8 protein-coding genes are annotated in these 13,778 nt (G+C 70.5%); 2 read left to right on the top strand and 6 right to left on the bottom strand.

Translation table 11 applies throughout. The features are described from left to right. From ACIQ1T_RS07470 to ACIQ1T_RS07485, 4 genes are read right to left on the bottom strand one after another with little or no spacing between them, the layout of a single operon-like run. Window positions 1-2,475, bottom strand: a complete 2,475-nt coding sequence (locus ACIQ1T_RS07470; RefSeq protein ID WP_395943904.1) for a VWA domain-containing protein — start codon at window positions 2,473-2,475, stop codon at window positions 1-3. Between the two features lie 10 nt (window positions 2,476-2,485). Further along, the gene (locus tag ACIQ1T_RS07475) at window positions 2,486-4,189 is read right to left on the bottom strand and encodes a hypothetical protein (RefSeq protein WP_395943905.1); all 1,704 of its coding nucleotides are present in this window, start codon (window positions 4,187-4,189) and stop codon (window positions 2,486-2,488) included. A gap of 5 nt (window positions 4,190-4,194) precedes the next feature. After that, window positions 4,195-5,154 (bottom strand): DUF58 domain-containing protein, encoded by a 960-nt coding sequence (locus ACIQ1T_RS07480; protein WP_395943906.1) that lies wholly within the window; start codon window positions 5,152-5,154, stop codon window positions 4,195-4,197. 1 nt (window position 5,155) lies between these two features. Beyond that, on the bottom strand, window positions 5,156-6,607 hold the full coding sequence (locus ACIQ1T_RS07485; RefSeq protein ID WP_395943907.1) for a hypothetical protein: 1,452 nt from the start codon (window positions 6,605-6,607) through the stop codon (window positions 5,156-5,158). Between the two features lie 178 nt (window positions 6,608-6,785). On the opposite strand from ACIQ1T_RS07485, the gene ACIQ1T_RS07490 reads away from it, so the two are divergent. Beyond that, entirely contained in the window at window positions 6,786-9,566 is a 2,781-nt protein-coding gene (locus ACIQ1T_RS07490; RefSeq protein WP_395943908.1) for a M16 family metallopeptidase, read from the top strand. Between the two features lie 84 nt (window positions 9,567-9,650). Next, window positions 9,651-11,831 carry a TonB-dependent receptor gene (locus ACIQ1T_RS07495; protein WP_395943909.1) on the top strand — a complete coding sequence of 727 codons (2,181 nt, stop codon included), beginning with the start codon at window positions 9,651-9,653 and terminating at the stop codon, window positions 11,829-11,831. A 140-nt stretch (window positions 11,832-11,971) separates the two neighbouring features. Here the strand turns inward: ACIQ1T_RS07495 and ACIQ1T_RS07500 are convergent, their stop codons facing one another. After that, window positions 11,972-12,988, bottom strand: coding sequence for an AAA family ATPase (locus ACIQ1T_RS07500; protein WP_395943910.1), 1,017 nt, complete (start codon window positions 12,986-12,988; stop codon window positions 11,972-11,974). A gap of 88 nt (window positions 12,989-13,076) precedes the next feature. Then, window positions 13,077-13,751, bottom strand: coding sequence for a response regulator transcription factor (locus ACIQ1T_RS07505; protein ID WP_395943911.1), 675 nt, complete (start codon window positions 13,749-13,751; stop codon window positions 13,077-13,079). Window positions 13,752-13,778: the final 27 nt, after the last annotated feature.

The following is a 13,778-nucleotide window of genomic DNA, read 5'->3' on the forward strand; positions in this document are numbered from 1 at the left end:
TCAGGCTCCCGCGACGGTCCGCCGGGGCGGCCAGCGACGATAGACGATTTCGGCCAGATACAGGGACAGGGCCAGCCAGCAGAGCCAGCCCCACAGGTCCAGCGCCGCCGCCTCCCCGCCCCTGACGGCCGGTCGGGACGCAAGCGCGGCGACCGTGTCGAGCGCCTCGCCTCCGGTCAGACGCGACAGCTGGTCCAGCGGCAGGGCGTCGGCCTCAGACAGGGGACGGTTCAGATCGCCGCCCGCAAAGGCCGGCAGGGCGGCGCGCGTCACGCCGTCGGCGTCGCGGACCTCCAGACGCACCGGTCGGCCGGGCGCGACATCGACGGCGACCGTGAACAGACCGGGGGCGCGCTCGACCGGCGTCAGATCGCGGCCGGCGCCGCCGTCCTGGCCCAGCAGCCGCAGGGTCGGCGCGTCGTCTCCGGCGCCGCGCACCCGTTGGACCACGACCGAGACCTGTCCGCCGGCCCGGCCCAGACGCACGTCCCAATCGGGGCGCGCATCCGCCGTGCGCGCGATCAGCCGCCGCAGCCAGTCGCCATAGCCGGACCAGTTGCGCCAGCTCTGCGTGCCCGCGCCCACCGGCTCGGTCATCAGGGCGGTCACCCTGCCCGCGCCCCACTGCCAGCTGGCCAGGACCGGATCGCCGGTCCCCGTCCGCAACAGGGTGTCGGCCAGCGGCCGCACGCCCGCCTGGGCATAGCCGTCCAGGGCCGGCGGCGGCGCGGCCAGATCGCTCCAGCCATAGGCCGGCGCCGAGGCGGCCAGGGCGAAGCCGCCGCGCTTCACGCCCGGCTCGGGCTTCTGCTGCGGCTGTTTCAGATTGATCTCGACCAGGTTGAACTCGTCATTGACCACATAGAAGCGGCCACGTCCCAGACGCGCCCACTGGGCCATCCGCGCCTCGCCCTCGGTGCTGCCCCCGACCAGGACGGTCGAGACGCTGACCTGATCGTCGGCGATGTGGCGGATCAGTTGCGGATAGCGGTCCGCGTTCACCCCGGCGTCCGAGATGACCAGGATGTGGCGATAGCGGGCCTGGGTGTTCTGCAGACCGTAGTAGGCCTCCTGCAGGGCGCCGAACAGGTGTTCGCTGCCGCCCTGAGCCTGGACCCGGCCGATGGCGCGCTCGACCTCGGGGATGTCGCGGGCGGGCTGCATCGGGGCGACCCACTGACGACCGCCGTAGAATTCGACCACGCCGACGCTGTCGGCCGGGGTCAGTTTGCGCACGGCCAGACGCGCGACCTGTTTGCCCAGATCCAGAGGCGTGCCCAGCATCGAGCCGGAGGTGTCGATGACGATCGCCAGGGCCACGCTGGGGTCCTCGGTCAGTTCGTCCTGCTTGATCTCGACCGGCAGGGCCGCCGCCAGCGGCGTATCGGCATAGCCGCCCGGTGCAAAGGCCGCATCCCCGCCCGAGACCGCCAACCCCAGACCGCCGCCGCGCACCGCATCGAGCAAGCGGGCCTGGGTCGTCGCCGGCAGGACCGAGGCCGGCACGTCGTCCAGCATGACCGCGCGATAGGCGGCCAGATCGACCGATCCGAGGGTCGAGGGATCGCGCGCCTCGACCCGCACCCCGTCGCCCAGCAGGCGTTGCAGGGCGGCGCCCGCCCCGGCCTGACGGCCGTTGGCGTAGAACAGCCGCAGCGGATCCTGAACCGCCAGTTCCGTCTGATACCGGCTGACCACCGCGCCGTCGCGCGACAGCTCCAGACGCAGTGAACGATAGCCCGCCGCCGCGCCGGGCAGAGACAGGGGAACCGCAAAGCCGCCGTCCAGATCGAACGGACCGACGGCGGCGATCCGACGCTCGCCGTCGAAGGCGGCCAGGGTCAGCCCCTGTCCCGCCCCTTCCAGCCGCACCTGCAGCGACGCCCGTTCGCCGGCGCCGACGACCGGCGCCGCGACGCGGGCGATGAAGGCGTCCTGACGCCCGGCCGCCAGGGCCACCGTATCGACGGCGACGCCGCGCGACAGCAGGCCCTCGACGGTGCGGCCCCAGTCGCGATCCGGGCTCAGCCCGTCGCTGATCAGGGTGACGCGCCCGCGCGATCCTTGCGGGAACACATCCAGCGCCAGACCCAGGGCCTGGGTCAGGGAGCCGTCGCCGCCGGTCTCGCCCAGGCGGACGAAACGGTCGGCCTTCAGTTTCAGCGGTTCGCCGCCGCGCTGGATCACGACGACCGGGCCGTCCGCCCGGCGACGGGCGACGGCGGCGGTCACGGCCTCGCGCACCTGGTCGCGCACGGCGGGCGACAGGCGGTCGCCCTGATCGACGACGAAGACCTGGGGCGCGCCGCGTCCCGGATGGATCAGGCTGGGCTGGGCCAGGGCGGCGATCAGGGCCGTAAAGACGGCGAGCCGCAGCCCCAGCCGCACCGGCGCGGCCTTGCGCCCCAGCCAGAAGAAGGCGGGGAGCAGCAGCAGAAGCCAGCCGGCCTCGGGATGAAGAAAGGTCAGGGACACGATCGGGATCTCAGGCCAGGGCGCCGCGCTGATGCAGCCGCCATTCCAGCAGCAGCAACAGGCCGGCCAACAGGACCAGCAGGCTGAAGAACAGGTCGACGGCCGGACCGCGCACCGGCACGACCACGACGTCCGCCGGTCGCGGACGGGCCGCATCCAGGGTCACGGTCCGGTCCAGCAGGGAGACGGTCGTCGACAGGTCGCCGATCCGGGTCTCGCCCGCCGCGCCCAGATGGAGGTCGCCGTTCAGGGCGCGCGCGGCGATGCGCCGGTCCGCCGCCAGACCATACAGGTCCGACTGATCGACCAGGGTCGTTCCCGCCGCCGCATAGGGGATCCACGGCTCGGGATCGGACAGCCAGCGCAGCGAGCGGGACACAAAGACCGGGAAGTCGGCCGAGGCAGTGAAGCCGCGCCCGTCGTCGAACAGGACCGACCAGACCGACAGGCTGCGACGCGGACCGGACCCGGCCTCGACCGAAACGGCGCGATGGGTCCGTTGGGCCAGGGCGGCGGCGTCCAGGTCGGCCAGGCCCAGGGTCTCGGCGTCGGCCGCCAGATCGGGCGCGTCCTCGGCCTGGCCATAGGTCAGGCGGAAGGCCGGGCCGTCGGTCCCGGTCAGGACCAGGGCGGGCCGGCCAGCGCCGAAGCGCTCGCCGGCGCGACGGACCACCACATCGGCCTGATCGGCCGCGACCTCGGTCAGGCCCGCGTCCAGCCGCACCACCTGCCGCAGGGCGGCGGGCGTTCCGGCCGACAGGGCCACCTTCAGCACGCCGCGCGACGGCAATCTCAGCGCCGCCCGGTCGTCGGCGGGGAAGTCGTCGCCGCGCGCCAGCCGCACCGCGAACAGGCTTCCGTCCGCCGCCACGTCCCGGATCATCAGCGCCCCGCCCGGCAGGACGCTCGCCTGAACCGACAGGTCGCGCCCGTCGCGGCTGAACCTCAGGGCCTCGGCCGACAGGGCCGCGCCGCGCGCGTCCACGGCCTGAACCAGAATATCGGCGCGATCCGCCGCGCCCGAGGCCGCCGGACGCGCGCCCAGGGCCACGACGCCGCGATTGCCCGTGACCGGCTCGGCCAGATAGCCCCAGACCAGATCGGTTCCCGTCGCCGGGCGCGCCGCCACGCCGGACGACCAGGCGCCGTAATAATGGACGACGGTCCGCTCGCCCTGCGACGGGACCGCCATCGGATCGACCGGACCGGCCGCGACGAACCGGGCGAAGCCGGACGGGCGGGTCTGGGCCTCCACCCCGTCCAGACGTCGCGTCAGCAGGGCGATGTTCTCGCCGGGCCGCAGCAGGGGCGTGCCCGTCGCGTCGCCTAGATAGACGGCCCGGCGCGACGGCTCGGTCGCGCGCACGTCGGCGATCAGGGCGCGGCGGGCGCGCTGGAAGTCGTCGCGTCCGGTCAGCCCCGCCGAGGCGTCCAGATAGAAGACATGGCGCGCCGCATCGCGATCCGGCGTCAGCTCCGGCCGCGCCCCCGCCGTCCACAGCAGCAGGGCGATGGCCAGGATCAGCAGATAGGCCAGCCAGCGCTGGAACCTCTGGCGGAACACCCGCAACGGCGCGACGCGCGCCGCCTGGGCCCACAGGCCGGCGGCGGCGATTCGCACCCGCTTCTGGCGCGCCTTTAGGATCTGCAGCGCGAACAGCAGGGCCGCAAGAAGGCCGGCGCCGGCCAGAACGGCCCAGAGGGGAAGCGACACGAAACTCACAGCCGGACCGCTCCGCCTTCGAACAGGACCGCCAGTTGCTCCATGACCGGCGCATCGGCGTCGATCCGCGCCAGACCCGCGCCGCGCGCCCGGGCGAAGTCGACCAGGGTCCGGTCGAAGACGCCATAGGCCGCCTTGTACCGGGCGATCAGATCCGGGGTGATAGTCAGGGAGGCCGGCGCCGGCGCCTCGCCGTCGTCCATCAGCACGTCGCCGTTCAGATCAGGATGGCGTTCGGGATCGGCGTCATGCGGCTTGACGATCTGCACCAGCAGCAGGCGGTGCGGCAACCGCTCCAGCCCCTTGACCACCGCCTCGATCCCCGCCTCGTCGAAGAAGTCCGAGATCACGATCACCAGACCCTGGCGGACGCGCATTCCCGCCAGATGCATCAGGGCCGCCGCCAGACCGGTGCCGCCCTTCGCCTCGTAGCCGGCCAGACTATGGGCCACGCGCGCCAGCCCGGCCTTGCCGGACACGGCGCGGAACTCGATCTCCATCGTGTCCGAGAAGGGAAACAGGCCGACGGAATCGTGCTGGTCCAGGGCCACGGCCGACAGGGCCAGGGCGGCGCGCTGGGCGGCGTGGATGCGCGGCGGCCGCTCGACGTAGAGGCTGCGCGACCGGTCGACCAGGACATAGACCGGCATGTCCTGGCTTTCCTCGAACACCCGCACGAAGACCTTGCCCAGACGGCGATAAACGTTCCAGTCGATGGCGCGCAGATCGTCGCCGGCGACATAGGGTTTGAAGTCGGCGAACTCAGACCCCTGGCCCCGCGCATTGGTGCGCTGTTCGGCCAGACGCCCGCCCTTCTGCGCGCGTGCTATCCGCAGGGAAAAGGGCTTCAACCCGGCCAAAAAGACCGGGTCAAACAGAGCCTCGAAGCTCAAGGGTTGGGCCAGATCGTCGACGGGCGCGGCGGGCGCGCCCGCAGCGCGCTTGCGGAACAGCATCTCAGTTTCCGCTCGCGTTGCGTCGGGTGAAATAGTCGCGCGTCAGCCGCTGGTCCTGGGCCGAGGTCACGCGCGGCGCCGTGCGCGACGCCTCGCCCTGCGCCGCGCCGCGGTCGCCGGCCTGACCGGGCGTGACGGGAAAGGCCTGGGGCGCGCCGTCGCGGGTCGTGGTGCTGGTCCTGCCAGGGCTGACCATGCCGGACAGACGATCCTGCATAGGCGTGGCCAGCAGCAGGCTGGACACGCCCCGTCCCTTCTTGGCGCCGGCGTCGGCGCCGCTGCGCTGGCCGGATTCGCCCTGGCCGCCGCTCTGTTCGCCGCCCTGCTGGCCCTGATCGCCGCGCCGGCTGCGCCCGCTGGGCTCCTGGCCCTCGCCGCTCTGGCTGTTGTTGGATCCGGACTGGGGTGGTTCCGCCTGCCGGGCCGAAGGCGCGTCCTGACGGCCGCCGGCGGACTGACCGCTGCTGGCGGGCGCGGAGGCCGTGTCGGACTGATCCTCGTTTCCGATCTGGCCGCTCGGGGTCCGGTCATCGGTTTCGGGACGACCCGCCTCGGGCTCCCCCGCCGTCGCGCCGCGAGAACCACCGCGTCCGGCGGCGCCCTGCGCGCCGCGCCCGGCGCTCTCGCCGCCGCCCGCCGCCGCCTCTCCGGCCGCTCCGGGCTTGCCGGACGCGCGCGGCCCTCCGGCCGACCCTCGATCTGGACTCAGCAGGGACGTCAGCCGCCGCAGGATCGACGACACGCCCTCCCCTTCGCCCGCCAGTCCCGGCTGGCCGCCATTACGTGCGGCGACGGCCCGCGCGGCGTTCGCTTCAACGAGACGGGGCGACGGCGAAGCGCCGGGTTCGAGCGCAGCGCCCGATACCACCGCCACGCTCGCCCCCTCATCCGCCTCGAATGCGATCGGCGCGGGAACGGATCCGAGGCGCGGAATGAAGAAGGCCGACGCGCACAGCATCAGGGCGATCACTGGCCAGAGCCACAGCCGGGACGGTCGAACCGTCAGCGGCGGCGTCGAAGCGACCGTCCCGATCGCCGCACGCTCGAGCCACGGCGAGGCCTCCTGGAGGGCGGCGATCTGAAAGGGAGACCGATCCGCCACCCGCAGAAACTCGTCGACGGTGAGAATCCGGTCCTTGATGCGAAATCTCTGGTCCATCCGGGCCAGGGCGGCGCTGCGGTGGGCGACCAGGGCCCTGCGGGCGCTGAGATAGATCACGAAACCGGCGATGATCGGCGGCAGGCAGATCGCGACTGCACCCACGACAGGCGACGGGCGTACGAACAGGGCGGAAATCGCGAAGGCCAGGCCGCCGACGGCCGAGGCCGGCGCGGCCCAGACCAGCGCCCGCGACACGGCCTGGCGACGCGCCTGATCCAGGATCAATCGCAGCCCCTTGGCCTCGAGCGCGTCCAGACGCAGTCGCAGCCCCGTATCGCCTCCCTGGATCATCCGCCCCAACCCGAACCGCACACGCGAAACACCCTGAAATCCGTAGGCCGGGCAGCTTGCACCAACCTTACGGGGCGTCCGGGCACAGACGAAAGCGCGCGGCCCCCGATCCGGCAAGGCTGGGGCAAGCTTCGCATGTTTGGTGGTCGTCCAGAACGCGATATTTCGGGGATCGACCGTGCATTCATTCGTCAAGACGACGGCGGGCGTCGCCCTCGCCGGCCTGCTGCTGTGCGGCGGCTCCACGACCGCCCTGGCCCAGGCGGCGAGCCAGGCCGCAACCCAGGCCCGGGCCGAACTGGGCAAGGTCCGGATTCCCTACGAGCGTTTCACCCTGCCGAACGGCCTGACCGTACTGGTCTATACCGACCATACCGTCCCCACCGTCTTCGTCGGCGTCTGGTACAAGGTCGGGTCAAAGGACGAGCCTGAAGGCCGCACCGGCTTCGCCCATCTGTTCGAACATCTGATGTTCCAGCCCACCCGCAACCGGCCGACCGAATATTTCCCGCCTCTGGAGGCTGTCGGCGCCACCGGCATGAACGGCAGCACCTCGACTGACTACACGCAATACTACGAGACTGTGCCCTCCAACGCTCTGGACCGCGCCCTGTGGATGGAGGCGGATCGGATGGGCGACTTCGGCAACGGCATCACCCAGGCCCTGCTCGACGAACAACGCGCCGTGGTCAAGAATGAGAAACGGCAGGGTGAATTGGGTCCGGGCCAGGCGTCCGAGGCCCAGTTCCTGCGCAGCTATTATCCCGCCGGCCACCCCTACGCCCACACCACCATTGGCTCGATGGAGGATCTGGACCGCGCCACCGTCGAGGACGTGAAGGCCTGGTTCGACGCCAACTACGGCGCCTCCAACGCCGTCCTGGTCCTGTCCGGCGACATCGACGCGGCGACGGCCCGCGAGAAGGTCGCCCGCTATTTCGGCGGCGTGCGTCAGGGCGAGCCGATCAGCCGGCCGGAACGCTGGACGCCGTCGATCCCCGACATCCGCCGCGACGTCGTCTATGAGAACATCCCCGTCGCCTCCCTGACCCGCACCTGGCCCCTGTCCAACGGCGCCTCGCGCGACAACACCCTGCTGCAGCTGGCGGCGCGCAGCCTGGCCGGCGGCAAGGGCACGCCCCTGTACGACGCCCTGGTCGAGGATCTGGACCTGGCGACCGGCGTCTCGGCCAGCGTTAGCGAGGGCGTGCTGACCGGCGCCTTCAGCCTGTCGGTCCAGCTGAAGCCCGGCGTCACGCCCGAGACGGCGGACGCAGCCGTCGACCGGGTTCTGGCCGACTTCTACGTCACGGGCCCGAAGGCCGAACGGCTGGAATCAGTCGTCACCGGCACCGACCTGTCCCTGCTGCGGATGATCGAGAACAGCAACGCCATCGGCACCTGGCTGGCCGACGGCGAAGTCACCCACGGCGACCCGACCTATTTCCTGAAACAGCGCGACTGGATCGTCGACGTAAACCGCGACGAGGTCCGTGACCTGGCCGCCCGCACCCTGTCGCGTCCCTATTACGAACTGATCCAGGCGCCGTCGCCGGCCCCGGTCGCTGCGCCGGACGCCTCGGCCCTGGCCGACCCGACCAGGATGCCCGATCCCGGCCCCGCCGATACGAAGATCCAGTTCCCGGCGGTCGAGGAGACCACCCTGCCCAACGGCATGAAACTGGTCGTGGCGCGCCGTCCCAATCTGCCCGTCGTCGACGCCAGTTTGCAGTTCGCCACCGGATCCCTGGCTGAAGAGGCCTATGGTCGCGGCACGGCCGCCCGCGCCTTCAGCCTGATGACCGCCGGCACCCGCCGCTACGACGCCGAACAGCTGGCCCGCGAGGCGTCGCGCATCGGCGTCGGCATCAACGGCGGCGCCCAGGCCCGCCAGAGCGGCGTCAGCTGGTCGATGCTGGAGGCCAAACTCGACGAAGGCTTCGCCCTCGCCGCCGAAGTGGTGCGTCACCCCGCCTATCCCCAGCGCGACATCGACCGGGGTCTGGAAGGCGTCGGCCCGCAGTTCGACGCCTATGAGCGCAATCCGATCGAATCCGCCGGCCCCGTCTACGCCCGCGCCATCTGGGGCGAGGGCCACCGCAGCGGACGGATCGGCACCCGCGCCGACGCCGCCGACGTGTCGCGCGACGCCATCCAGTCCTTCCATGACCACGAACTGGGCCCGAACAACGCCACCCTCTATCTGGTCGGCGACATCACCCTGGATCAGGCCCGCACCCTGGCCCGCAAGCATTTCGGCGACTGGCGTCCGGTCACGCCGACCCCGCTGGCGACCGTTCCAGAGGCGACCGGCGCGCCCGGCCGGGTCATTCTAGTCGACGCCCCCGGCTCGGCCCAGACCAGTCTGACGGTCGGCCATGTGGTCGACGCCTTCGACCCCGACCAGTCCGCCGCCGAGGCCCTGGCCGATTCCGTCCTGGGCGCCGGCTTCAACAGCCGCCTGAACATGAACCTGCGCGAGGACAAGGGCTGGACCTACGGCTTCACCGGCGGGGTCTCCGACGCCCCGGTCGGCCAGCGCGTCTTCACCGCCAGCGGCACGATCGAAGCCGAACACACGGCCGAGGCCATGACCGAGGTCCGCAAGGAGATCGCGGACTATGTCGGCGACCGTCCCGCCACCCAGGAAGAGATCGACCGCGACCGTACGGCCCGCATCCTGGCCTTACCCTCGGCCTTTACGGGCAATGGCGCCTTCCTCGGCTCCATCGTCAGCTCGGCCGCCTATGGCCAGCCCTACGACCGCGCCGCCTCATCCGGCGACCGGCTGGCGGCCGTGACCCTGGATCAGGTCCAGGCCCTGTCGCGCCGGACCTATCATCCCGACCGACTGACCTGGGTCGTCGTCGGCGACCTGTCCAGGATCGAGGCCTCGGTCCGCGCCCTGAATCTGGGTCCGGTCGAGGTCTGGGACATCTACGGCAAGCGCCTGAGATAGGATCCATCAACCGCAGGATGTCCTTTCGGCAGAATCGTGCGAACGAACCGCCGGCTCCGCCCCTCCCCGACGGAACATCGTCCCATGACCTGGCCCTCCCTCGTTCTCATGCTCGCCGGCGCCGCCCTGCCCGGTCAGGAGACGGTCGGGCCGCGCCTGGACGACGCGCCGCCCACCGCCGTTCTGGAAGACGTCGAGGTCACCGCCCGGCGGGGCGCGGCCCGGGTTCCGCCGGAACAGGAGTATGACGGCGCCGCCATCGACGCCCTCGCCGCTTGGGACATCAACGAGGTGATCGCGCGCGCTTCGGAACGCGCGGGTGATCGCGATCCTCCCGTCATCATCATCAACGGACAGCGGGTGGCGGACCCGTCCATCTACCTGGACCTGCCGCCCGATGCCATGACGCGGCTGGAGCTGCTGCCGCCTCAGGCGGCGTCGCTGTATGGGCAGCCTCCGGGTCGACGGGTGATGAACCTGGTCATGGAGCGGCGCTTCGACAGCACGGCGATGCAGGTCGGCGGTTCTCGTCCCACGGCGGGCGGAACCTCGACCCTGCAGGGCGACCTGCGCCGCTCGTCGATGAACGACGGCGCCGTCACCAACTTCGGCGGGGCGGCCGGTTCCACCAGCAGCCTGCGCGCCGGGGAACGCTCCGGCTACACCCTGGGCCAACCGGGCGATGAGAGCGGTTCGACCACCCTTCGGCCCGAGACGCGCAATCTCTCCGTCAACGCCGCCGTCAGCCGTAGGTTCGGCGACTGGTCTTCCAGCCTGCGCCTGGATGCGCGGTCGATGTCCAGCCGCAGCGTCGCCGTCTTCGCCGGCGTCCCGACCGGCAACAGGACCGAGTCCGACGGACTGTCCGCCAACGCCGGACTGAACGGCGCGATCCTGGGCTGGCAGACCCAGGCCATGCTCAACGGCGGCCTGAACCGTTCCGAACAATACGGCCTGAGCGACAGTCGCCAGCAGACCCGGTCCCTCGGCGCCGACCTGTCCGCAGACCGCAGCCTGAAGTCCCTGCCGGCCGGCGATCTTCGCGCCAATCTGTCCGTCGGCCTCAATCACAGCTGGTCCGAGGTCGAGCGCGCCTCTCTCGGCGCGACGCCGAACGACGAAGACCGGATCAGCCGCAACGCCCAGTTCCGTGGCGGCCTGACCCTGCCGCTGTTCAGCCGCACCGATCGCAACGGCGAGCGCCGCCCCGGCCCCGGCGATCTGTCTCTCAGCCTCGCGGGCAATCTGTTCTCCAGCGAGTCCGGCGGCGGCCAGGGCGTCGACCTCGACCTGAACTGGTCGCCCCTCCAAAGCCTTCGCTTCAACACCGGTCTCTCCACAGGGACCAGCGCCCTGCCGACGGACCAGTTGTACGCCCCCCTCACCTATGGCGACCCCATCACCGTCTTCGATCTGGTCACTGGCGAATCCGTCCAGGTGGTTCCGATCCGGGGCGGCAATCCCGACCTGCGCGCCCAAAGCAACGACCGCCTCAACATCGGCGTCAGCGCCGGCCCCTACACCGGCCAGCGGCTGTTCATGAACCTCAACTATATGCGCAACGAGACGCGCGACGGGCCGGGGCAACTGGACGCCCCCACCCCGGCGCTGGAGGCCGCCTTCCCCGATCGCTTCATCCGCGACGCCGACGGGCGGCTGATCTCGATCGACCAGAGGCCGTTGAACCTGGCCTCGAGCACATCGGACATGGTCTCGGCGAGCCTGAACGCGGATCTGCCGCTGCCGTGGTCTGCCGGAGAAGACGCTCAGCGACTGCGGATAAACCTGAACCATTCGTACCAGATCAGCGACATCTCGCGGTTCGGCCCCGGCGCCCCTGTGCTCGACCGCCTCTCCGGCGTCGGCGCCGGCCGCTCGCGACAGACCAGCTACCTGAACGCCGATACGATGCGCGGCCGGTGGAGCCTGAACGCCACCGGACAATGGCAGTCGGGTTACCGGCTGCGCCGCAACGACGAGCCCGGCCCGAACGATCTGGAAGTCGACGCCGTGGCCACGGTGAACCTCAGGATCGCCTTCGTCCTGATGCCTCGTCAGAGATCGGACGCCACGGCCTCTGCGACGCCGGGCTCAGGTAAGGGCCGTATGTCCGGCGGTGGTCAGCTCACACTGCAGATCAACAACCTGTTCGACACCCGCCCCGACGCGCGCCTCGGCGACGGTCGCGCCGCACCGGGCTATGGCCGCGACGATCGGGACCCGCTCGGCCGGTCGATCCAGATTCAACTGGCCAAACGTTTCTAGGCCAGAACCAGGCCTTGCGCGGACCTTGGGTCCGCCACTTCACGCCAGAGCCGACACGCAGCCGGGCAATAAAAAACGCCGCAGGGAAAGCAGGACCCTGCGGCGCTTCGGCGACCGTATGCAGACTGGCGCTGGAGCGATCAGTCGGTTGCGTACGGCCGTTTGACGTGGGCCAGGACGTCCTCGAGCAGGGCGTCGGCCGTCAGATTGTTCGCCTGGGCGTGGAAGTTGACCACCAGGCGGTGACGCAGCACCGGCATGACCACGGCGGCGACGTCGTGAGTGCTGACTGCAAAACGGTCGTCCAGCAGGGCCTGAACCTTGGCGGCCAGCATCAGGCTCTGCACCCCGCGCGGAGAGGCGCCCAGGGCCACGCTGCGGTTGACGCTGTCGGGGGCGTAGTCGCTGCCGGGCTGCGTGCCCATGACCAGACGGATGGCGTAGGCCTTAGCCGCCTCGGTCACCGGCACCTGACGCACCACGGCGCGCATCCGCTGAATCGTCGCGGCGTCGGTGACGGGATTCAGCACCACGTCGTGGCCCGCCGTCGTGCGGTCGATGATGGCGTGATAGTCGGCCTCGGACGGGTAGCCGACGACCAGTTTGAACAGGAACCGGTCCAGCTGCGCCTCGGGCAGAGGATAGGTGCCCTCCTGGTCCACCGGGTTCTGGGTGGCCATGACGCAGAAGGGTTCTGGCATCTTGATGGTGCGGCGGCCGACGGTGACCTGGCGCTCCTGCATCACCTCCAGCAGGGCGGACTGGGTCTTGGGCGTAGCGCGGTTGATCTCGTCCGCCAGCACCAGGTTCGAGACGATCGGTCCCTGCTGGAAGGTCAGCTCATGGCCGCCGCCCTCGGTCTCGGTCAGGACCGTGGTGCCGACGATATCGGCCGGCATCATGTCCGGCGTGAACTGGATGCGCGAGAACGGCAGGTCGATGGCGCGGCTCAGCGAGGCGACCAGCATGGTCTTGCCCAGGCCCGGCACGCCTTCCAGCAGCACATGGCCGCCGGCCATCAGGGCGGTCAGGACGCCGTCGACGACGTCCGCCTGACCCACGATCATCCGGCCGATCTCGGCGCGGATCCTGATGAAGGTTTCCTTGAACTCGGCCGCGTCGCGGCGGGCGCGTTCGACATCGTCTTGAGACGCCATGGAAGATCCGGTTTCGTAAGCCATGAGAAGAAGATCGCACCTCTGGCTTGCACCAGACTGGCAGGGTTGGAGAAGTTGCGGAAAGGGCTTAGCCTTCCCCAGTCAGGCAGTAGCCCAAGCCGCGCACGGCCTGGATCCGCACCTTGTCGGTGCGCCGCGCCAGATTAGTCCGTAGGCGGGAGATCTGCGACTCCAATGAATTGGCGTTGACCACCTTGTCGTAGCCATAGACCCGCGACTCCAGCGTCTCGCGCTGAACGACCGCGCCGGGACGCGCCATCAACGCCTCCAGCACCAGGGCCTCGGTCCGCCGCAGGGTCAGGGGCGTCTCGTCGATGAAGAAGACGCCGCTTTCCACATCATGCATCAGCGGTCCGAACCTGCGCATTTCACGACGCGTCTCGATCGTGCGCCTCAGCGCCGTACGGATCCGCGCCAGCAGTTCGCGCGGCTCGAAGGGCTTGGCGATATAGTCCTCGGCGCCGGATTCCAGTCCTTCGACCCGGTGATCGATCGAGGTCAGGGCCGTCAGAACGATGAACCTCTGACGCCGGTTGCGCTGCTCGGCCCAGGCGATCAGCGAGACCCCGTCGCCGTCGGGCAACCCCCGGTCCAGCAGGACCAGATCGAACCCGCCGTCGTCCAGCGCATCGCGCGCCATGGCCAGACTGGTGGCCACATCAACGACGAACCCCTGTTTCTCCAGATAGAGCACCAGGGTCTCGGCGACATCCGCGTCATCCTCCACCAGCAACAGTCGCATCACACAAACCCCGGCGGCGTCAAAGCC

The sequence above is a fragment of the Brevundimonas sp. genome (genome assembly GCF_044336875.1).
Classification (GTDB): domain Bacteria; phylum Pseudomonadota; class Alphaproteobacteria; order Caulobacterales; family Caulobacteraceae; genus Brevundimonas.